Source organism: Pseudoduganella namucuonensis (genome assembly GCF_900116645.1).
In the GTDB taxonomy this organism is placed as follows: domain Bacteria; phylum Pseudomonadota; class Gammaproteobacteria; order Burkholderiales; family Burkholderiaceae_D; genus Rugamonas; species Rugamonas namucuonensis.
The window spans coordinates 83814-105678 of record NZ_FPBO01000033.1; the positions used below are offsets into that span (position 1 = coordinate 83814).

The 21865-nt window shown below is 66.4% G+C and carries 17 protein-coding genes; 6 read left to right on the forward strand and 11 right to left on the reverse strand.

Going from position 1 to position 21865, the window contains the following annotated elements:
• Window positions 1-9 precede the first annotated feature (9 nt).
• The 3 genes from BM436_RS27310 to BM436_RS27320 all read left to right on the forward strand — a co-directional run bounded on the left by BM436_RS27310 (window position 10) and on the right by BM436_RS27320 (window position 3669).
• Window positions 10-912, forward strand: a complete 903-nt coding sequence (locus tag BM436_RS27310) for a LysR substrate-binding domain-containing protein (RefSeq protein ID WP_093558745.1) — start codon at window positions 10-12, stop codon at window positions 910-912.
• Between the two features lie 110 nt (window positions 913-1022).
• A complete protein-coding gene (locus tag BM436_RS27315) occupies window positions 1023-2030 on the forward strand; it encodes a Bug family tripartite tricarboxylate transporter substrate binding protein (RefSeq protein WP_093558702.1) in 1008 nt (335 codons plus the stop codon).
• A gap of 145 nt (window positions 2031-2175) precedes the next feature.
• Window positions 2176-3669: a CitMHS family transporter gene (locus tag BM436_RS27320; RefSeq protein ID WP_093558704.1), complete on the forward strand. Its 1494-nt coding sequence runs from the start codon at window positions 2176-2178 to the stop codon at window positions 3667-3669.
• Between the two features lie 13 nt (window positions 3670-3682).
• Here the strand turns inward: BM436_RS27320 and BM436_RS27325 are convergent, their stop codons facing one another.
• The 4 genes from BM436_RS27325 to BM436_RS27340 all read right to left on the reverse strand — a co-directional run bounded on the left by BM436_RS27325 (window position 3683) and on the right by BM436_RS27340 (window position 7690).
• On the reverse strand, window positions 3683-5407 hold the full coding sequence (locus BM436_RS27325; protein WP_093558706.1) for a Na/Pi cotransporter family protein: 1725 nt from the start codon (window positions 5405-5407) through the stop codon (window positions 3683-3685).
• A 119-nt stretch (window positions 5408-5526) separates the two neighbouring features.
• The gene (locus BM436_RS27330) at window positions 5527-6639 is read right to left on the reverse strand and encodes a porin (protein WP_093558707.1); all 1113 of its coding nucleotides are present in this window, start codon (window positions 6637-6639) and stop codon (window positions 5527-5529) included.
• Between the two features lie 368 nt (window positions 6640-7007).
• Window positions 7008-7208: a hypothetical protein gene (locus BM436_RS27335; protein ID WP_143133323.1), complete on the reverse strand. Its 201-nt coding sequence runs from the start codon at window positions 7206-7208 to the stop codon at window positions 7008-7010.
• 134 nt (window positions 7209-7342) lie between these two features.
• Window positions 7343-7690 carry a hypothetical protein gene (locus tag BM436_RS27340; RefSeq protein ID WP_093558711.1) on the reverse strand — a complete coding sequence of 116 codons (348 nt, stop codon included), beginning with the start codon at window positions 7688-7690 and terminating at the stop codon, window positions 7343-7345.
• A gap of 366 nt (window positions 7691-8056) precedes the next feature.
• Between BM436_RS27340 and BM436_RS27345 the strand changes: the two genes are divergently transcribed.
• A complete protein-coding gene (locus BM436_RS27345; protein WP_218164936.1) occupies window positions 8057-9148 on the forward strand; it encodes an ABC transporter substrate-binding protein in 1092 nt (363 codons plus the stop codon).
• A 35-nt stretch (window positions 9149-9183) separates the two neighbouring features.
• Here the strand turns inward: BM436_RS27345 and BM436_RS27350 are convergent, their stop codons facing one another.
• The 3 genes from BM436_RS27350 to BM436_RS27360 form a co-directional block, all read right to left on the reverse strand.
• The gene (locus BM436_RS27350; RefSeq protein WP_229490783.1) at window positions 9184-10011 is read right to left on the reverse strand and encodes a 2OG-Fe(II) oxygenase; all 828 of its coding nucleotides are present in this window, start codon (window positions 10009-10011) and stop codon (window positions 9184-9186) included.
• Between the two features lie 57 nt (window positions 10012-10068).
• Window positions 10069-11202, reverse strand: coding sequence for a CaiB/BaiF CoA transferase family protein (locus tag BM436_RS27355; protein WP_093558715.1), 1134 nt, complete (start codon window positions 11200-11202; stop codon window positions 10069-10071).
• Window positions 11203-11312: 110 nt separating this feature from the next.
• Window positions 11313-12227 (reverse strand): LysR family transcriptional regulator, encoded by a 915-nt coding sequence (locus BM436_RS27360; protein WP_093558717.1) that lies wholly within the window; start codon window positions 12225-12227, stop codon window positions 11313-11315.
• A 106-nt stretch (window positions 12228-12333) separates the two neighbouring features.
• Here BM436_RS27360 and BM436_RS27365 point away from each other — a divergent pair, with 106 nt between their 5' ends.
• Together BM436_RS27365 and ppk2 are read left to right on the forward strand one after the other, a co-directional pair.
• A complete protein-coding gene (locus BM436_RS27365) occupies window positions 12334-13500 on the forward strand; it encodes a mandelate racemase/muconate lactonizing enzyme family protein (protein WP_093558719.1) in 1167 nt (388 codons plus the stop codon).
• Between the two features lie 404 nt (window positions 13501-13904).
• Window positions 13905-14822: a polyphosphate kinase 2 gene (ppk2, locus tag BM436_RS27370; RefSeq protein WP_093558721.1), complete on the forward strand. Its 918-nt coding sequence runs from the start codon at window positions 13905-13907 to the stop codon at window positions 14820-14822.
• A 435-nt stretch (window positions 14823-15257) separates the two neighbouring features.
• Here the strand turns inward: ppk2 and BM436_RS27375 are convergent, their stop codons facing one another.
• The 4 genes from BM436_RS27375 to BM436_RS27390 form a co-directional block, all read right to left on the reverse strand.
• Complete coding sequence (locus BM436_RS27375; RefSeq protein ID WP_093558723.1) at window positions 15258-15833, reverse strand: PEP-CTERM sorting domain-containing protein; 576 nt, start codon at window positions 15831-15833, stop codon at window positions 15258-15260.
• Window positions 15834-15853: 20 nt separating this feature from the next.
• Window positions 15854-18193: a LamG-like jellyroll fold domain-containing protein gene (locus BM436_RS38570; RefSeq protein WP_093558725.1), complete on the reverse strand. Its 2340-nt coding sequence runs from the start codon at window positions 18191-18193 to the stop codon at window positions 15854-15856.
• 211 nt (window positions 18194-18404) lie between these two features.
• On the reverse strand, window positions 18405-20990 hold the full coding sequence (locus BM436_RS27385) for a bifunctional aconitate hydratase 2/2-methylisocitrate dehydratase (protein WP_093558727.1): 2586 nt from the start codon (window positions 20988-20990) through the stop codon (window positions 18405-18407).
• A gap of 235 nt (window positions 20991-21225) precedes the next feature.
• On the reverse strand, window positions 21226-21865 hold a 640-nt coding region (locus tag BM436_RS27390; RefSeq protein ID WP_093558729.1), incomplete at its 5' end, for a succinate dehydrogenase iron-sulfur subunit.

Below are 21865 nucleotides of genomic sequence, written 5' to 3' on the forward strand. Positions count from 1 at the left end.
GGCCACACTATGAATCTTCACCGCCTCGACCTGGTGTCTTTGTCGCTATTCAATCTGATCGTGCGTTCCGGCAGCATCAGCAAGGGGGCGGCGCTGGCCAACCTGGCCGTCGGCGCGGCCAGCAAGCGCATTTCCGACCTGGAGGCGACGGTGGGTTCCAGCCTGCTGGAACGCCATTCCCGCGGGGTGACGCCCACCGTGGCGGGACAAGCCCTGTACCGCCACGCGCAACGCATATTGAGCGACGTCGACCAGTTGACCGCGGAGCTGTCGGATTACGCGTCCGGCATGGTCGGCATCGTGCGCCTGTGGGCCAACACCTCCGCCATCACCCAGTTCCTGCCGGCCGACATCGCCGCCTTCGCCAACGCGAATCCCGGCATACGCATCGAACTCGAGGAACAAAATAGCAGCGAAATCGTGCTGGCCCTGTTCAATGGCCGGGCCGACCTGGGTATTTTCGCCGACCGCACGCCGGCCATGGGCCTGTTCCAGACCAAGTACCGCGAGGACCGCCTGGTGCTCGTGGCGCCCCGCGACCATCCGCTCGCGGCGCGGCGCTCGGTGCGCTTCGAGGAGGCGCTGGAATACGAGTTTGTCAGCCTTTCCAAGGGCACGTCCCTGGCGGAGCGCCTGCAAGTGGAGGCCGAGGCCCTGGGGCGCCCGCTGAAGCTGCGCATCCGGGTTCGCAGCTTCGACGCCATGTGCCAGATGGTGGCGGCCGGCATGGGCATCGCCGTCCTCCCCTCGCTGGCCGTGCACGCGCTGGTGCGGTCGCTGCACTTGCGCCAGATCGCCCTGCCGGACGCGTGGGCCCATCGGGAGCTGCTGATCGGACTGCGCGACCCGAACGCGGTGCCGCGCCACGTCCGGCCGCTCCTCGACCACCTGTGCGGCGCGCACGCCGTTTGATTCCGGCCCGGCTTTCGCGAAACGAGAAAGCTGGGTTCTTCCCTTTATTCTTTTCTTTCAGGGACCGGGCCGTCAGTATGCAGTCACGGATAAAAACATAGGAGACAGCCATGAAACCGCATCAATCCCTCAAGAGCAAGGTCTGGACCGGCGCGTTGTTGGCGCTGTACGCGCTGCACGGCGTCGCGACGACTGCCGCCGCGCAGCCGCCGGAAAACGGGTTCCCGACCCAGACCATCACCCTGATCGCCTCCGCCGCGCCGGGCGGCACCACCGACCTGGCGGCGCGCATGATCGCCGAACCGCTGTCCAAGGCGCTGGGCAAGCCCGTCATCGTGGAAAACCGGCCGGGCGCCTCGGGCGCCATCGCGGCCAACGTCGTCAAGCGGGCCAATCCGGACGGCTACACGCTGCTGGTGCAATACTCCGGGTATCACGTGATCACGCCGCATCTGGTGAAGACGGGCTTCGACCCCATAAAAGACTTCGCCCCGGTGGCGAATCTGATCATGGCGCCGCAAGTGATCGTGGTCCGCCCGGACCTGCCGGTGCAGACCTTCAGCGAACTGTTCGCCTACGCCAAGGCCAACCCGGGCAAGCTGACCTACGCGTCCTCGGGCAACGGCTCGCTGCAGCACGTCACCGGCGAAATGATCAAGCAGCTCGGCGCCATCAACATGACCCACGTGCCGTACAAGGGCACGGGGCCGGCCATCACCGACCTACTTGGCGGCAACGTCGATATGACATTCACGACCGCGCCGCCACTGCTCGGCCATATCAAATCCGGCAAGATGCGCGTGCTGGCGGTGACCGGCAAGGTGCGCCTGCCCATCCTGCCCGACGTGCGCGCCACCTCCGAAATCGCCGGCTTCGACAAGCTGGACGCGTCGTCCTGGTTCGCCATCTACGCGCCGGCGGCGACGCCCAAGCCCGTGATCGACAAGCTGAGCGCCGAAATCGCCAGGATCATGAAGACGGAGGAGTTCAAACGCAAGGCGGCCGAGCAAGGCGCCCTCGCCGCGTATATGAACCCGCAGCAATTGGGCGAGTTCACCCGCAACGAGTTGTACAACTGGGGGCGCTTCGTCAAAACCGCGCACATCACGGCGGATTGACCCTGCCGGGGCGCCGGCGGCGAAAGAGAATTGAAAGCTTCATGAGGCATAGTGCGTAGCCATCGGTTTGAGTACTTCATTATTTCAAACCGGCCCCGTACCGCCCATAAGCTGCTGCCGGCAGCGCCCATAACAGGAGATAGCAATGTTGACCGCCCTGGCGTATTCAATGGTCGTTGTGTTTATGTTCTTGATCATGACCAAGCGCCTGCCGGCGCTGGTGGCCCTGATCGTCGTTCCCATCGTGTTCGGCCTGATCGGCGGCTTCGGCCCCGAGCTGGGTCCGATGATGCTGGCGGGCATCAAACAGCTCGCCCCCACCGGCGTCATGCTGATGTTCGCCATCCTGTATTTCGGCGTCATGATCGACGCCGGCCTGTTCGATCCCGTCATCCGCCTGATCCTGAAACTGGTGCACGGCGACCCGATGCGCATCGTGGTCGGCACGGCGGTGCTGGCGATGATCGTCTCGCTGGACGGCGACGGCGCCACCACCTACATGATCACCGTGTCGGCCATGCTGCCGCTGTACAAGCGGCTCGGCATCAGCCGGCTGGTGCTGGCGTGCGTGATCATGCTGGCCGGCGGCGTGTTCAACATCCTGCCCTGGGGCGGCCCCACGGCGCGCGCCGCCAGCGCGCTGGGCGTGGACGTGAGCGACATCTTCGTGCCGATGATTCCGGCCATGATCGCCGGCGTGTGCTGGGTGCTGTTCGTCGCCTTCATGCTGGGCCGCAAGGAACGCCAGCGCCTGGGCCTGATCGAGCTGCGCCCGGCGCAGGCCGTCCACGCGGCGCCGGAGAAGCGTTTCCCCGGCCTGCAGCCGGACTACGCCGGCGGCGCCCGCTCGCCGCTGCCGGAGTCGCCGCAAATGGCGCCGGCCATGGCCATGCGCGCCGACGGCGGCGCGGCGCAGCCCGGCACGGCCGGCGGCGCCTTCCCCGTCCCCTCCGCGGACGGCGACGCCAACTCGTCGGTGGACTTCAAGCCGGCCGATCCCGGCACCGCGCGTCCCAGGCTGATCTGGGTCAACCTGCTGCTCACCTCGGTGCTGATGGTGCTGCTGATCATGGGAGCGCTGCCGCTGCCGGTGCTGTTCATGGTGGCCTTCGCGATCGCCATCATGATCAACTATCCCAAGCTGGAAGACCAGAAGGAGCGCCTCACCGCCCACGCCGCGAACGTGCTGCCGGTGGTGTCGCTGATCTTCGCCGCCGGCGTGTTCGTCGGCATCCTGCAGGGCACGAAGATGGTGGACGCCATCGCCACCAGCGTCATCGCGGCGATTCCGGACTGGATGGGGCCGCACCTGGCCATCGTCACCGGCTTCCTCAGCATCCCGTTCACCTTCTTCATTTCCAACGACGCCTTCTATTTCGGCGTGGTGCCCATCCTGGCCAAGGCGGCCGGCGTCTACGGCATCAGCGCCGCCGAGATCGGCCGCGCCGCCATCATCGGCCAGCCGGTCCACCTGCTCAGCCCGCTGGTCGCGTCCACCTATCTGCTGGTCGGCATGTCCGAGGTCGAGTTCGGCGATCACCAGCGCTACACGCTGCTGTGGTCGATCTCGGCGGCGCTGGTGCTGCTGGTGGCCGCGGTGCTGTTCGGCGTGATTCCCCTGGTCGGCGGCATCCGCTGACCAATCCCTCCCTTCACGACCCCGTTTCCCCCTTCAGCAGGGGATCGCGGTCGCGCAGGGGGAAAGGCTCCGGCTCCCCGGCCAGCCTGGGCGGCGGATGGCGCCGCGTCCTGTCGATCTCCCCGGCGGCCTCCAGCGCCGCGTAGCCGGTGGAGCAGATGTGCGAATGGATGCGCTTCAGGTCGCGCAGGATGTCGATGTGCAGCGAGCTGGTTTCGATGCTCTCGACGCGCCCCTCCTTCAGCCGCGCGATGTGGTTCTCGGACGCGGCGAACTCCATCTCCCTGATCCGCCCCTTCTCCTGCAGCAGCCGGCGCGCCGATTTCAGGTCGCCGGACAGGAACACGGTCATCGACAGCCTCAGGTTGTCGTGCACCACGCGGTGGAATTCCCGCAGCTCCCGCGCGCCCTCCTCGGAAAACTGCAGCTGGCGCTTGATCTTCTTGCCGGCCAGCTCCATCAGGTTCTTGTCGATGATGTCGCCGATGTGCTCGAGGTTGATCGCCAGGCTCAGCACCTCCAGCGCGCGGCGCGCCTCCGCCTCGTCCAGCGAGCCGTGCGTGACGTTGATCACGTACAGCTTCACCGCCTCGTGCAGGCGGTCGACCGCGTCGTCCTTCTGGCTGACCTCGTTGGCCAGCTTGCGGTCGTTGGTGAGGATGGCCGTCATGGCCTGCTGCAGCATGGAATCGACGATGTCGCCCATGCGCAGCGTTTCGCGCGCGGCGCAGGCCAGCGCCACCGACGGCGTGTCGTTGACGCCCTCGTGCAGGTACAGCGGCACCGAGGGATCGCTGGCGGTCTTCACGTCGGGCAGCAGCAGCTCGAGCATCCGCGCGAACGACGCCAGCGGCAGGATGAACAGCAGCGCCATGACGACGTTGAACAGCACGTGGAAGTGGGCGGCCAGGCGCACCGGATTGGGGTCGAGGCCCTGCAGCATCTGGGCGGTGGGCGCCAGCAGCGGCAGGAACAGCACGCAGCCGACGACGCGGTTGATCAGGTTGCCGACCGGCAGGCGCCGGTGGGCCGGATTGGCGCTGGCCACGCCCTCCACCAGCGGATTGAGGGCGCTGCCGAGGTTGGCGCCCAGCACCAGGGCCAGCGCCGCGACCGGCGACACGAAGTTGGCCGAGGCCAGCGACATCGTCAACAGGATGGTGGCCACGCTGGAATGCGCGGCCCAGGTCAGCGCCGCGCCGATCAGCAGCGCCAGCAGCGGCTCGCCGGTGACGACGGAGAACAGCTCGCGCACGGCCGGCGCGTTCTCGGCCGGTGCCAGGCTGTCCAGCAGCAGGTGCAGCGACAGCAGCATCAGGCCCAGCCCGATGGCGACCCGTCCCAAGTCCTTGACGATGGTGCGGGTGCCCCGCTTGAAGGCGGCCACGCCCGAGATGAGCAGCAGCGGGGCGATGGCGGAGGAATCGAACGACAGCAGTTGCACGATCAGCGTGGTGCCGACGTTGGCCCCCAGCATGACGGCCAGCGCCGGGACCAGGCCCACCAGGCCCGAGGCCGCGAAGGAACTCAACATCAGCGCGGTGGCGGTGCTGCTTTGCAGGACGGCGGTGACGCCGACGCCGGTGGCGAAGGCGCGGTATCGGCTCTGCAGTATCATGCCCAGGAACCGCCGGATCTTGCTTCCGAAGGCGCGCACGATACCGCTGTGCACCATATGCAGGCCCCACAACAACAGTGCGACGCCCCCGACCAGGTCCAGCAAAACCTTCACGCCCATCGAAGCCTCCAATCCGCCCCAGCGGGGCGGCCAGTTTTCCCATACTAACACTTATGGAAATTGGGCTACGGGAAGGTGTTGCGTAACCGCTCAACCAATCTGCTTGCCGTACACCCCGCTCAGAACGCGTGGCGCACGCCGGCCGACAGGCCGGACTGGTTCAAGCCGGCACCCACCGTGCCGCCCGCGTCCAGCGAAATGGCGGCCAGGCCGCCGTTCCTCATGCGGCCGATCGAGCTGTACACGGCGGTGCGTTTGGACAGCGAGTAGGTCAGGCGCAGCACGGCCAGCGTGGAATCGTTGGCGCTGGCTTTGACGTCGTGGCGGGCCACCTGCCCGTCCAGCGTCAGCGCGGGCATCAGCGGGTAGCTCGCGCCCAGGTAGTACAGGTCGGACTCGAGGTCGTTGGCGCGCGTGGCGGCCACCTTCTTGCGCGCCATGAGGCCGGCGCCGAGTCGCAGTTCGCCGGCCATGGCGTAGCCGTTCAGCGTGGCGCGGCGGTCGCTGCTGTCGCTGGTGCTCAGGCCGGCGGCCGCGCCGGTGTTGCCGTACATGATGTCGTAGGTGGCGGTGAGGCCGTAGCGCTTGTTGTCATAGCCCAGCAGGCCGGTCACCTGGCGGCAGGCCTTGGCGTTGCCGGCCGCCTCGCCGGGACAGCCGGTGGCGGCCGGGCCGCCGGCGGCGGAGGCGTCGCGGCCGAAGCTGTAGGTGGCGCCCACCGTGAAGTCCGAGAACGCGCCCAGGTAGCCGATGGCGTTGTCGCTGCGCGCGTTCGGGATGTAGGGGTCGATGCTGGACATGCTGAACAGGTTGGGACCCAGCACGTCCGACTTGACGGACGCCAGGAAGGTCATGTTGATCTGGCGGCCCAGCATCAGCGTGCCGTAGGCGCCCTTCAGGCCGACATAGGCCTGGCGGCCGAACAGGCGGCCGCCCTGGCCCGCCGTTCCCGTGTCCACGCCGATGCCGTTCTCGAGCACGAACACGGCCTGCAGCCCGCCGCCCAGGTCCTCGGTGCCGCGGAAGCCGAGGCGGGATGGCACGCTGCCCGTCAGGCTGGGCACCTTGACGACGGCGTCGCCGGCCGCGTTGCTGTTGGTGGTGTACACCACGCCGCTGTCCAGCACGCCGTAGACGGCGACACTGCTCTGGGCCATGGCGGACGATGCGGCGATGCCGCCGAGGCAGGCGATGGCGCAGGCGCGGGCGCGGGCGAATACTGTCTTGTTCATTGCGTTGTCTCCGTTGTTCTCTGTTTTAATGGTGCGGCAAGTATAGAAATGCGGACAATATAAATAAATAGCATTCCGCGAATGCCTCAAATCACTGCGGGCAATATCGCCCACAAACAAAAGAGTCGGTCTTGGTCCTTGAGCGTTTGGAAGAAGGCCTCCCTTGCCACCACAGCGGTGCTCAAATGAAAAATCGCCGTCTCAGCGGCGATTCGGGTGCGGTTCCATGGTCAGGCTAGCGTTTTTTTCGGCTCGGGGCCTGGCGCGGCGCTCGGGGACAAACGGGACAAATTCGCCAAGCGCGGCGCAAGCGGCGGTCAGTTTCAAGGCCGCCAGGGGCTCGGAGAAAGGAAGCGCGGCCGCCTGCGTCAGCGTGCCAGTGGAGGTCGCTTCGATTCGCCCAAGGCACCCGCCACCGACCGGCGGTCGCGCGCCGCGCACTGGCCAGCCTCCGCCAAAACCCGCGCGACGGCAGACTCGGAGAAACCGTGATGGATCAGGAAGACCCAAGCGTTGGCCGCGCCCTTCGCGGCATGGATGGCGAGACCTTGCTCAAGGATGCTCGGCATGTGAAAAATTTCCCTCGGGACCATCGCGCGCCACGACTTTCATGTTTAAAGGTGGCAAAGACTAGCAGACATTTGTGACACGCCGTTGACCATAGTGGCGACCTCGCGCGGTTAGCCGGGCGCCTCGCGCGATGTCAGTTGCGCCGCGGCGCGTCCTTGCCTTCCTGCGTGGGCTTGTCCACGGGGGAATTGCCGCACGCGCGTACGCAGCGCAGGTGATTGTCGTTGCAGGTGCGCTGCATTTGCACCCGCTTGGACTCGCTGGCCCGCGTGGTCTGCGCTTCAGGCGGGCTACCCGCCATTCGCCGCGACACCTTCGCGTGCGGATTCCTATCCTCCATCGCCAGCAACGGCGCCACGTCGTCCCGGCTCAGCGACGCGGCGGCGGCGCGGCACTCGCGCTTGTCGGCCTCGCACAGGGGTTTGCAAAGCCCCTCGCCTTCGGCATGGCAGGCGCCGGCGAACAGGACGAGGGAGAGCATCGACAGAAGGGGCGATCGTTTCACAGGCCTGTCCATTTTGAGGGAATGGCTATCTTACACGCCCCGTCGTGCGCGCGGCCGCCTCGTACGCCAGGGTCGAGCGACCATGGCGGGACCGCGGCGAGGCTGAAGTTGACACGCCCTGCCAACGCGGACACACTTCGCCCATGCCGACACGCCCAACGACGCCCCCTTCCCGCCTTGGCCAGCGCATCCAACGCTGGCTGGCGGGAGGCCTGCTGTGCGCCGCGCTCGGCCTGCCCGCCCTGTGCGCCGCCGCCGAACGGCTGGTGATCGACTACGTGGTCTCCAACAGCCCGCAGCGCAGCGCGTGGATCGGCATCATCGACCAATTCTTCGCCGCCAATCCGGACATCCGGATCGAGCACCGCGGCTACCCGCAGGAGCAATACAAACGGGAATTCCTCACCCGCCTGCGCACCGGTCGACCTGGCCTTCTGGTACGCGGGCGAGCGCCTGCGGGACGCCGCCGCGAACAAGCTGCTCGCCCCGCTCGACGCCGAGATGGTGGCGCTGCTGAAGAAAAAGAGGTTCGCCCCCGCCACCATCGAGGGCACGCGCATCGAGGGCGAGGTGTACGGCTTTCCGCTGTACTACTACGTCTGGGGCTTCATCTACCGCAAGTCCCTGTTCGAGCGTCTCGGCTTGCGGCCGCCGGCCACCTGGGCCGAGTTCCAGCAGGCGTGCGAGCGGCTCAAATCGGCCGGCGTGACGCCGCTGGCGCTGGGCGCGAAGAGCGGCTGGCCCGCCGCCGGCTGGTTCGACTATCTCAACCTGCGCATCAACGGCATCGACTTCCACCGCAAGCTGCTGCGCGGCGAGGCGCGCTTCACGGACGCGCGCGTGCGCCAGGTGTTCGACGTCTGGGGCGACTTGCTGCGCAAGGGCTATTTCCTGGAAACGACGATGGACCAGGAACACGACCGCGTGCTGCCCTACCTGTACCGCAACCACGTGGGCATGGCGCTGACCGGGAGCTTCATCGCCGCCAAGTTCCCGGACGCGGTGGCCGCCGACATGGGCTTCTTCGCCTTTCCGTCGTACGCGCCGGACATGCCGGCCTACGAGGAGGCGCCGCTGGACGTGCTGGTCCTACCGGCGCGTGGCGCCAATCCACAGGCCCGCGACCGCTTCCTCGCCTTCCTGGCGGAGAGCGGCGCCCTGCGCCAGATCGCCGACGCCGACCAGACCCTGTCGGCGCAGGCGGACGCCGCCCCCTCCACCGTGCCGCTGGGCGACACCGCCGCCGCCATCCTGGACGGCGCGGCCGGGCTCACCTACTTCTTCGACCGCGACGCCAAGGCGGAACTGGTGGGGCCGGCCTTCGACGGCCTGCGCCAGTTCCTCAAGCCGCCCCATGACACGGACCAGGCGGTGCGCCGTATCGAGCAGGCGCGCCGCGGGAAAAACGGCGCTCCGAAAGCACGGAACAAGTGACATCGAGCGGCGCGGGCCGCCGCCATCCCGTGCCGCTACGGCGCCCGGCGGCGGAACCAGCCGGCCAGGGACAGGCGCTCGCGGGTCGCCGGCAGCACCTCGTGCGGCATCTCGGCCGACATGAACAGCACCAGCCGGCTGCCGAGCGGCACGACGTCGCGCGCCGGTTCGCCCGGCGGATGCAGGCGCAGCGCGCCGCCCTGCCCCGGCAGCCAGTCCGGGTTCAGGTAGATCACGGCGGAGACAATGCGCAGGTCGTCGTCGCGGAAGCGGTCCAGGTGGCGGCTGTAGGACGCGCCCGGCGCGTACAGGGCGAAATGGCTCTCGTAGTCGTCCAGGCCCAGGAAGAAGGCCCGGTTCAGCGCCAGGCGCAGCGTTTCCATGATGCGCCGGTAAAGGTCGCAGGCGTCGGACTGGCCCGCCTCAAGCCACAGTGTGCGGTCGCCGCGGATCTCCGGGCGCAGCGTCTGGCCGGTTCCCCGGCCCACGGCGGCGAAGCCGAGCGCGCCGCCAGCCGCCAGCACGCGGCATTCCGCCGCCAGCGCCAGGGTCAATTCCCGTGGCAGGAAATGGTTCTGCCGCGACCAGCCGTGCGTGGCCAGGTCGTCCAGCGTGAGCTGGTGCAGCCAGGGTCCGGTCGAGGACGGAATGGCGGGTGTATCCGTGTGCATCTGGAATGCCTTCCTGATCGGCGTGTGGACAACAATATCATCATAGGGGCCGTTCTCGCCCCATTTGAAGGACAGACGCCACTGGTCGTTGATCCGCACATGCCAAGCGCCGTTGTACTCCTTCAGGTCGTTGCCCGGCGGAGCCTTCATGAAGTTCACCGACGGCGAACTGCCGGGGAAGTCGGTCACCATGGACTGCCCCAGGATGCGCACCTTGGGCGACAGGCCGTGGCGCTATTGCAATTCACCTCATTCGGCGTCCGGCAGCAGGCGCGCCAGCTGCCCCGCGTCCAGTCCCAGCGTGGCCAGGATGGCCTCGCTGTGCTGGCCGCGCCGGGGCACCGGTCCCGGCTGGACCGGGCCGTCCGAGAAACGCGGCGCCGGGGCTGCCTGCAGCAGGCCGTCGCGCTCCTCATACACGCCGCGTGCCGCCATGTGCGGGTGGGCCATGGCCTCGCGCGGATCGAGCAGCGGGGCGAAGCAGGCGTCCGTCCCTTCCAGCAAGTCGACCCAGTGCCGGCGCGGCCGGCTGGCGAACACCGCCGCCAGCCGCGGCCGCAGGCCCTCCCAGGCGCGCGCGTCGTACGGGCGCTGGAAGTCGGGATCGTCCGCCAGTCCCAGCTTGTCCATCAGCAGGCGGTGGAATTTCGGCTCCAGCGCGCCCACGGTGACGTGCTTGCCGTCGGCGCAGGCGTAGCTGCCGTACCAGTACGGCCCGTCCAGCAAGCCCTGGCCGCGCTCGAGCGGCATGCGGCCGGCCGCGTGCAGCGACAGCAGCAGATTCATCATGTTGGCGCTGCCGTCGACGATGGCGGCGTCCACCACCTGGCCGCGGCCGCCGGCGCGCACCGCCAGCATGCCGGCCAGCACGCCCAGGGCGAGGTAGAGCGCGCCGCCGCCGATGTCGCCCACCAGGGTGGGCGGCGCGGTGGGCGCGCTGCCGGGCTGTCCGGCGTACCATAGCGCGCCGGACAGGCCGATGTAGTTGATGTCGTGGCCGGCCGCCTGGGCCAGCGGACCGTCCTGGCCCCAGCCCGTCATGCGGCCGTACACCAGGCCGGGGTTGCGCGCCTGGCAAGCCTCCGGCCCCAAGCCCAGGCGTTCCATGACGCCGGGGCGCATGCCCTCGATCAGCGCGTCGGCGCCCTCGATCAGCCTCAGCGCGGCCTCCACCGCAGCGGGGTCCTTCAAGTCCAGCGCCAGCGAACGCTTGCCGCGGTGCACCACGTTGGCGTCGCCCAGGTCGAGCGGGTCGCCGGCCGCAGCGGCGGGACGCTCGATCAGCACCACGTCCGCGCCCATGTCCGCCAGCAGCATGCCGCAGAACGGCGCCGGCCCTATGCCGGCGATCTCGATGACCCGGAAACCGGAAAGCACACCCATGAAAAACCCCCGTGTCGTAACTGCGTGGTCGAAATCGGGCGCATGCCCCGCCCCAGCCATGATACGGCCGTCCGGCCCCCGTCCGCTATCGCGCTTGGCGCGGTTCCCCGTCACCGAGCCGGCGTAGCGGGACCCGCCTGGAATTCCGCGGCCAGGAAATCGATAAACACGCGCATTTTCGCCGGCAGGTTGCTGCGGCTCAGGTAATACAGGTACAGGTCGGCCGGCGGCAGCGTATAGCCCGGCATCACCTCCCTCAGGCGTCCGCTCTCCAGGTATTTGGCCACGTCCCACTCCGAGCGCTGCACGATGCCGTGCCCGTCCAGCGCCCAGTTCAGCACGATGTCGCCGTCGTTGCTCGACACCGCGCCGCGCACTTTCACCAGTTCGACGGAACGCCCCTTCCGCAGCCGCCACGTGCCGTAAACGTCGTCGTTCTGCCGGTGCAGGATGCAGCGGTGGCGGTGCAGTTCCTCCGGCGTCCGCGGCTCGCCGGCCGCTTGCAGGTAGGCCGGCGAGGCGCACAGGAAGCGCCGGTTTGGCATCAGCTTGCGGGCCGTCAGGCGGGTGTCGGGCAGCTCGCCGAAGCGGATCGCCAGGTCGTACGCCTCTTCCACCAGGCTGATGGGCCGGTCGGTCAGGTGCAGCTCCACCTCCACCTCCGGATAGGCGTGCGCGAAGCGCGAGACGATGGGGGCGATGCGGGTGCGGCCGAAACCCGGCGTGCCGTTCACCCGCAGCAGGCCCTTGGGCGCCGCGCGGCCGCTGGACACCGATTCCTCCATGTCGCGGATCTGGTTCAGTATCCCCGTCGCCTGCGCCAGGTACAGCTCGCCCTCGTTGGTCAGGCTGATGCGGCGCGTGGTGCGGTTGACCAGGCGCACGCCGAGCCGCTGCTCCATCAGGCTCAGCCGCTTGGTGACGGCCGGCGGCGTGACGCCCAGCTCGCGCGCGGTGGCCGCCATATTGCCCAGTTTGGCCAGCAGCACGAAGAAAGCCAGGTCCGGCGCGGTCTCAGTTTTCATTTCAAGTGAATAATGGTTTAAATTTCGGTGAATTATAAACGATCGATTCAAGGGTAAGCTGCGTTCCATCTGCTGTGAACAGCCCATCCCACCGAAGGAGACTCCCATGAAAATCGTTGAAATCCGCGAAAAAACCGTCCCGATCAGTTCCCCCATCCGCAACGCCTACATCGACTTCAGCAAGATGACGCTGAGCCTGGTCGCGGTGGTGACCGACGTGATCCGCGACGGCAAGCCGGTGATCGGCTACGGCTTCAATTCGAACGGCCGCTACGGCCAGGGCAAGCTGATGCGCGAGCGCTTCATCCCGCGCGTGCTGGAAGCGGACCCGCGAAGCCTGGTCGACGACGCCGGCGCCAACCTCGACCCGCACAAGATCTGGAACTGCATGTTCACCAACGAGAAGCCGGGCGGCCATGGCGAGCGCTCGGTGGCCATCGGCACCATCGACATGGCGGTGTGGGACGCGGTCGCCAAGATCGAAGGCAAGCCGCTGTTCCAGCTGCTGGCGGACCGCTACGGCGACGGCGCGCCGGACCGCAAGATCTTCGTCTACGCGGCCGGCGGCTACTACTACCCCGGCCAGGACCACGACAAGCTCAAGGACGAGATGCGCAGCTACATCGACCGCGGCTACACGGTGGTGAAGAAGAAGATCGGCGGCGCCTCGCTGGACGAGGACCTGCGCCGCATCGATTCGATCCTGAGCGTGCTGGGCGACGGCCAGAAGCTGGCGGTGGACGCCAACGGCCGCTTCGACCTCGACACCGCGATCCAGTACGCCAAAGCGCTGTCGCAATACGACCTGTTCTGGTACGAGGAACCGGGCGACCCGCTCGACTTCGAACTGCAGGCCACGCTGCGCAACTACTACAAGAATCCGATGGCGACCGGCGAGGACCTGTTCTCGATGCAGGACGCCCGCAACCTGATCCGCTACGGCGGCATGCGCGCCGACCGCGACTGGCTGCAGTTCGACTGCGCCCTGAGCTACGGCCTGGTGGAGTACCTGCGCACGCTGGACATGCTGCGCGAGCACGGCTGGTCGCCGAAACGCTGCATCCCGCACGGCGGCCACCAGATGTCGCTGAACATCGCGGCCGGCTTGGGCCTGGGCGGCAACGAATCGTATCCGGACCTGTTCCAGCCCTACGGCGGCTTCCCGGACGGCGTCAAGGTCGACAACGGCCACATCGTCCTGCCGGAGCTGCCGGGCATCGGTTTCGAAGGCAAGGCCGACCTCTACCGCGAGATGGCCAAGCTGGCCGAATAAACCGGGACGGACCGCCATTGTCGACCGCTTCGCCGATGGCGGGCGGCTACCCTTCCAGTTCCCTCCGGATCGCGGCCATGATGGCGTCCGACCGGTCTTGGTCCAGCAGTTGCGGGAAGGCCTTTTTCAGCTTGCTCGAGACGGACCAATGGTTCTCCCGGACCGAACGGATGTCACGCCATCGGCATAGTGGGCCACGGGACCGAACCGGTATCGATCGGCGTACTTACGCATGAAGGGGCGCGAAAATCGCTCCAGCGCCTTGTCGTAGCGACCATGGGCGAAGGGTGGCGACGGCGCGCGACGGCCCCTGTCACGGCTGTGTCATATCAGGCCCCTATACTCGGACGACTACGATTCCGCAACCATCGCGCCCCGATCCTCCGAACGAGACCACACCCCACATGGACACCCACTTTAGAGACCTGACCGAACGCGTACACAAGGACATCGTCGACAGCTACGACGAGGAACTGGAGCTGGAGTTGGACGACCGCGAACTCGACGCCGACACCCTGCTGCCGCAACACGGCCGCAGTGCCGAAGAGAAGGAGGCGCGCCGGCTCTACTTCCGCGAACTGTTCCGCATGCAGGCGGAACTGGTCAAACTGCAGGACTGGGTGGTCCATACGGGGCACAAGGTGGTGATCCTGTTCGAGGGCCGCGACGCCGCCGGCAAGGGCGGCGTCATCAAGCGCATCGTGCAGCGCCTCAATCCGCGCGTGTGCCGGGTGGCCGCGCTGCCCGCCCCCAACGACCGCGAACGCACCCAGTGGTATTTCCAGCGCTACGTGGGCCACCTGCCGGCGGCCGGCGAGATCGTGCTGTTCGACCGCAGCTGGTACAACCGCGCCGGCATCGAACGCGTGATGGGCTTCTGCACCAACGACGAGTACGAGGAGTTCTTCCAGTCCGTGCCGGAGTTCGAGCGCATGCTGGCGCGCTCCGGCATCCAGCTGATCAAGTACTGGTTCTCCATCTCGGACGAGGAACAGAACGCGCGCTTCCTGAGCCGCATCCACGATCCGCTCAAGCAATGGAAGCTCAGCCCGATGGATCTCGAGTCGCGCCGCCGCTGGGAGGAATACACCAAGGCCAAGGAGATCATGCTGGAGCGCACCCACATCGAGGAAGCCAAGTGGTGGGTGGTGCAAGGCGTCGACAAGAAAAAGGCGCGCCTGAACTGCATCCGCCACCTGTTGCAGCAGATGCCCTACGCCGAGATCGAACGGCCGCTGATCCAGCTGCCGGAACGCGAATACCACGACGACTACGTGCGCAGGCCGGTGCCGCGGGAGATCGTGGTGCCGGAGTTCTACTAAGCGCGGTGGGCCGGACGGGGCGTCAAGCTCTCGGCGAGGGTGGCGTTTACTCCCGCCCTTCCCGTCTTGCCTCGCTGGCCGACATTCGCATCAAATCCCAGCCCAACTGGCGGCGGATTTCAACGATCGATGGCGGGGGACATTGCTGGGTCTGGCGGGATTCGAGGTAAAGCCGGACTTGCTCTTTGGTGGGCTGCGTTTGCTGTGTCATTCTTTGCTCCGGATCATCTTCAACTGTACGGGTTTTGGGTACGTGCAGCTGTCGAGATCACTCACTTGCAAAGATGTAGCTGCCGGTGACCATAGTATGGGCAACCGGAAAATCATTCCAATGCTGAAATGTCATAAACTTATATGAAAATCGCATAGTTCCGGCCTGGCACCGACCCGGCGGCGGGCGGGGGCATCCCCTCCGCCCGCCGCCGGGTCGCCCGACTACCGCGCCGGCAGCTTGCGCCGGCGCGCCAGCATCAGCCCCATCGCGCCCGCGCCGAACAGCGCCAGCGAGGCCGGCTCGGGGACCTTCATGTCGTCCATGGCCCACTGGGTTCCGCTGCTGTTATAGATGAGCAGCGTGTCGATGCCGGACCAGCCCAGCTGCACCCACAGCGGCGTGGTGGTGTCGAGCACGAAGGACGTGGCGCTCGAATGCGTCAACTGGCCATCCAGGTATCCCTCGAACGAGATCTCCTGCTCCACCCAGGCGGAGGTGAAGAACGCGCCGACGAAATTGAAGGTGCCGGCGCCGGCTTTCGAGATCGCCACGGCGCCGCCGTCGCGGTTGTAGGCCGTGTTGGCCTGCGAGACGGTGCCCGCCTCGTAGCCGCTGCCGGGGAACGCGTCCGAGCGAATCGAACCCACGTTGTCCCAGTTCAGTCCCTGGTAACCGCCGGCGATCGCCTCGGTGAAGTCGCCCGACAGGTCGTCGAAGTTGATCACCCCGGCGGACGAGGTGGCGGAACAGGCACCCAGCAACAAGGCCAGCAGCATTTTTTTCAGCGTCGTTTTCATATTTTTTCTCCGTCTATCAATTAGCGTGCGAGGCTGGAAATCTCGGCGTCGGTCAGTGCCGAACCATAGATGCGCAGGTCGTCCATCGAGCCCTTGTACGGCACGTCCCACCAGTTCACGCCCAGCGCGAACACGCCGCCGGTGGTGGTGAACACGTTCGGGAAGTTCGCGCCGCTGAAACGCTTCACGCCGTTGACGTACACGCTCACCGCGCCGGTCTTGACGGTGAACGCCACGTGCGACCATTGTCCGGTGGGGATGTTCATGCCCAGGCCCGCGTCGTACCACGCCGTTCCCGACCAGAGCATGGTCGCGCCGCCGACGAAATCATGTCCCTTCGGCAGAAGGCTGATCCACGCGTCGCCGTTGCGGGCGCCGAAGAAGGTGGTGGTGAACGCGGTCAGCTGCGCGGGCTTGAGCCACATGGCCACCGTGTAGGTGTTGGTGGAGATCAGGCCGTTCGGCAGGCGCACGCCGGTGGCGCCGTTGAAGACGGCGGCGCTGCCCTTCATGCCCGCCTCGTAGCCCAGGCTGCCGCCGGCGACGTCGATTTTGCCGCCGATGACGGCGCCGGCGCCGAAGGTGTTGGTCGAATCGGCCAGGTTGCCGTCGAAGGCGTAGTGGGCCAGCATGCCGCCTATCTTGCGGACGGTGACCGCGAACGTCTTCACCACCGTCGAGGAACCCTTGGTGATGGTGGCCGTCAGCGTGACGTTGGTGTCGCTGGCCGGGCTGGTGACCACGCCGGTGTTGCTCAGCACCGAGGGATTCGACGAGGTCCAGCTGACCACGGCGTCGCGCGCGGCGGTGGTGGGCAGCGTCAAATTGCCGGTGACCGCGCTGGTGTTGCCGAGACTGAGTTCGTTGTAGATGGCGGTCGTCACCTGCGCGTCGGTGCGCGGAATCAGGCGGCTGCCGATGACGGCCACGCCTTCGCGCGAGGACGCGGAGAACGTCATCACGTAGCTCTTCGACGTTTCATCCCACTGGCTCAGGAACACGCCCTTGTATGGCGAGGAACCCGGCAGATTGATCTCGACCTGGTTGGCGCCCGCCAGCGTCCAGGTACCCGACACCGCGCCGGTGATGGCGCCGTTGGAATTGAGCGTGATCAGCTTCGATTTCTTGATGGTGGCCGAGATGTCCTTGCCCTGGTTGACGTACATGTAGTCGCCGACGACGAATTCGCGCCGCACCGCCGCCAGCGTCTCATTGGTGTTGCGGTACGGCGCCACCACCGGCCAGCCGTCCGCGTTCATGAACATCTGGTGCACGCGGATTTCGTGCTGCTCGCCGCGCTCGGGGAAGCGGCTGTGGAAAATCAGGAAATGCTTGCCGGTGGCCGCGTCGTAATAGGCCGAATTGTGGCCGGCCGACACGTAGCCGGTGCCGATGCCCGTGCCGGCGTCGCCCAGCCTGCGCTCGAACAGGAAGTTGCCCATGATTTTCACGCCGTAGGGCGCGATCGACGCGTCGTCGAACAGCGGCTTGGCGGGATCCGCCTTGACGTTGGCCATGTTGACGCCCTGGGCGTCGTAGTACGGACCGTCCGGCGAGGCGGCGCGCGCCACGCGCATGTTGTAGCCGCCGGCCGCGTCCAGCCCACCGAAGGACGTGAACAGGTAGTAGTACTGCGTGGCCGGGCTGTACATGACGTACGCGCCCTCGATGCGGGCGTGGTTGCCGCCGATCAGGCGCTTGCCGTAGCCCTGGTTCGGGAGCGGCATGCCGTTGGTCGGGTTCATCTGCATGATGAAGATGCCGCCGGAATAGGAGCCGTAGGTCATCCACAACCGGCCGCCGTTGTCGAAGAACACGTTCGGATCGACGGTGTTCGGGTGCTTGAGCGCGTCGTAGACGGTGCCGTCGTAACTTGCCTGGCCCCACATGCCGGACTTCAGGATGACGCCCTTGTTGACGTAGGGGCCCTCGATGTTGTTGGCCACCGCGACACCCAGCGCCGAACGGGGGGAATCGCCCTTGCAGGCGTTGTAGTACATATAGTACTTGCCGTCGGCGAGGCGGATCACGTCCGGCGCCCACAGCGTGGTCGTTTGCGCCCAGCTGAAGGTCTCCGCCAGTTCGGTGTAGACGTTGCTGGCGCCGTTCAGGAACAGGGAATTGGTGGCGCTGACGCTGTCGGTGATTTGCTGCCACTTCATCAAATCGGTGGATTTGGCGGACGCCAGGTGGGAACCGAACACGTAATACGTGCCGCCCGACTTGATCACGGAAGGATCGTGGACGGAGGCGTTCTGGAACGCCACCGGTGTGTAGGCCGCCTGCGCGGCGGCGTAGGTGGACAGCACCGACGTGGCCAGGACGGCGCACGCCCTCCACAGCGATATGGATTTAGTCAATTTTAGTCTCCGTTATAGTTATCGTTGGACTTGGCACGGGAAAGCTTGTCCATGCGTCCACGGTTCCCACGATATAGCGGGGGTACATTGCCGTCCAATGACCTTTTACGCCATTGCGATAACCAAACGGATATGAAGATCCGGCGCACCTCGGCGCGCGGGCGAAAAAAAAGGGCTACGCAGGTAGCCCTTTTTGTCACTCAATCGAATCTCAGACTTGCACGGAATCCGCCACCTTGCGGAACTCGTCGATCTGGTCGAAGTTCATGTAGCGGTAGATCTCGTCCGCGTTCGCGTCGATCACGCCGATGTGGGACATGTACTCGTCCTTGGTCGGAATGCGGCCCAGCGTCGAGCACACCGCGGCCAGTTCGGCCGAGCCGAGGTAGACGTTGGTGTCGATGCCCAGGCGGTTCGGGAAGTTGCGGGTCGAGGTCGACATCACGGTGGCGCCCTTGCGGATTTGCGCCTGGTTGCCCATGCACAGCGAGCAGCCCGGCATTTCCATGCGCGCGCCGGTGCGGCCCAGCGTGCCGTAGTGGCCCTCGGCGGTCAGCACCTGCTGGTCCATCTTGGTCGGCGGCGCGATCCACAGGCGCACCGGGATGTCGGACTTGCCTTCCAATACCTTCGAGGCAGCGCGGAAGTGGCCGATGTTGGTCATGCAGGAGCCGACGAACACGTCGTCGATGTGGGCGCCGGCCACGTCGGCCAGGGTCTTCACGTCGTCCGGGTCGTTCGGGCAGGCCACGACAGGCTCGTGGATGTCGGCCAGGTCGATCTCGATGACGGCGGCGTATTCGGCGTCCGCGTCGGGCGCCAGCAGTTCCGGCTTGGCCAGCCAGGCTTCCATCGCCTTGATGCGGCGCGCCAGCGTGCGCTGGTCCAGGTAGCCGTTGGCGATCATCCACTTCATCAGCGTGATGTTCGAGTTCATGTACTCGATGATCGGTTCCTTGTCCAGGTGCACGGTGCAGCCGGCGGCGGAGCGCTCGGCCGAGGCGTCGGACAGTTCGAACGCTTGCTCGACCTTCAGGTTCGGCAGGCCCTCGATTTCCAGGATGCGGCCGGAGAAGATGTTCTTCTTGCCCTTCTTGTCCACGGTCAGCAGGCCCTGGCGGATCGCGTACAGCGGGATCGCGTTGACCAGGTCGCGCAAGGTCACGCCGGGCTGCATCTTGCCCTTGAAGCGCACCAGCACGGATTCGGGCATGTCCAGCGGCATCACGCCGGTGGCGGCGGCGAAGGCCACCAGGCCGGAACCGGCCGGGAAGGAAATGCCGATAGGGAAGCGGGTGTGCGAGTCGCCGCCGGTGCCGACGGTGTCCGGCAGCAGCAGGCGGTTCAGCCAGGAGTGGATCACGCCGTCGCCCGGACGCAGGGCCACGCCGCCGCGGTTTTCAATGAAGGCCGGCAGTTCGCGGTGGGTCTTGACGTCCACCACTTTCGGGTAGGCGGCGGTGTGGCAGAACGATTGCATCACCAGGTCGGCGGAGAAGCCCAGGCAAGCCAGGTCCTTCAGCTCGTCGCGGGTCATCGGGCCGGTGGTGTCCTGGGAGCCGACCGTGGTCATCTTCGGCTCGCAGTAGGTGCCGGGACGCACGCCCTGGCCTTCCGGCATACCGCACGCGCGGCCGACCATCTTCTGCGCCAGCGAGTAGCCGCGGCCGGTGTCGGCCGGGTTTTGCGGCAGGCGGAACAGGGTCGAAGGCGCCAGGCCCAGCGCTTCGCGCGCCTTGGCGGTCAGGCCGCGGCCGATGATCAGCGGAATGCGGCCGCCGGCGCGCACCTCGTCGAACAGCACGTCGGATTTCACCTTGAACTCGGCGATCACTTCGCCGTTTTTCAGGGCCTTGCCGTCATAGGGGCGCAGTTCGATCACGTCGCCCATTTCCATCTGCGTCACGTCCAGCTCGATCGGCAGCGCGCCGGCGTCTTCCATGGTGTTGTAGAAGATCGGAGCGATCTTGGTGCCCAGGCACACGCCGCCGAAACGCTTATTCGGGATGAAGGGGATGTCTTCGCCGGTGAACCACAACACGGAGTTGGTGGCCGATTTGCGGGACGATCCGGTGCCGACCACGTCGCCCACGTAGGCGACCAGGTTGCCCTTGGCCTTCAGCGCCTCGAGCTGCTTGAGCGGACCGATTTTGCCCGGTTCCTCGGGATTGATGCCGGGACGCGCGTTCTTCAGCATGGCCAGCGCGTGCAGCGGGATGTCGGGACGGGTGGTGGCGTCGGGCGCCGGCGACAGGTCGTCGGTGTTGGTTTCGCCGGAGACCTTGAACACGGTCAGGGTCAGGCTTTGCGGCACTTCCGGACGGGAGGTGAACCACTCGGCGTCGGCCCACGATTGCAGCACGCCCTGGGCGCTGGCGCTGCCCTTGTCGGCCAGTTCCTTCACGTCGTGGAAGTAGTCGAACATCAGCAGGGTCTTCTTCAAGCCCTCGGCCGCGACGGCGCCCACCACGGCGTCGTCCAGCAGGTCGATCATGGGCTTGACGTTGAAGCCGCCCAGCATGGTGCCCAGCAGGCGGGTGGCCGTTTCGCGCGAGATCAGCGGGGTGGCTTCCGCGCCCTTGGCCACGCTGGCCAGGAATGCGCACTTGACCTTGGCCGCGTCGTCCACGCCGGCGGGAACGCGGTTGGTGATCAGGTCCAGCAGGAATTCCCCTTCGCCGGCGGGCGGATTCTTCAGCAGTTCGACCAGTTCCGTGGTCTGGGCGGCGGAAAGCGGCAGCGGGGGAATGCCGAGGGACGCGCGTTCGGCGACGTGGTTGCGGTAGGCAGCAAGCATGGGAAACTCTCTCAGTTAAGGGTTGATAGCCGGGCGGCGGGCAAGATCCGCCTGTTTTTTGCGCTATTGTACCTCAACAACTCTTCTATAAGACATAAGACAGTGGTCGATGCGCGTTTTTTTCCGCAAAAAGCAAAAAGGGGTCAGGTTCGGTATTTTTTCAATACCGAACCTGGCCCCTTCTTTTCGGTATTTTTTTAATACCGAACCTGACCCCTTTTTTCGCCTTTTTACGTCAGATCGCGCGGCGGACCATCAATTCCTTGATCTTGCCGATCGCCTTGTTCGGGTTCAAACCTTTCGGGCAAACGTCGACGCAGTTCATGATCGAGTGGCAGCGGAACAGGCGGTACGGGTCCTCCAGGTTGTCCAGGCGCGCGCCGGTGGCCTCGTCGCGCGAGTCGGCGATGAAGCGGTAGGCTTGCAGCAGGCCGGCCGGGCCGACGAACTTGTCCGGGTTCCACCAGAACGACGGGCACGAGGTCGAGCAGCAGGCGCACAGGATGCACTCGTACAGGCCGTCGAGCTCCTCGCGCTCGGCCGGCGACTGCAGGCGCTCCTTCTCCGGCGGGATCGAGTCGTTGATCAGGAACGGCTTGATCGAATCGTACTGCTTGAAGAACTGCGTCATGTCGACGATCAGGTCGCGGATCACCGGCAGGCCGGGCAGCGGACGCAGCACGATCGGCTCGCTCAGCTCGTTCAGGTTGGTGGTGCAGGCCAGACCGTTCTTGCCGTTGATGTTCATCGCGTCCGAACCGCACACGCCTTCGCGGCACGAGCGGCGCAGCGCCAGCGAGTCGTCGACGTCGGACTTGATGCGCTGCAGCGCGTCCAGCAGCATCTTGTCGGTGTCCTTCAGTTCGACCGTCAGG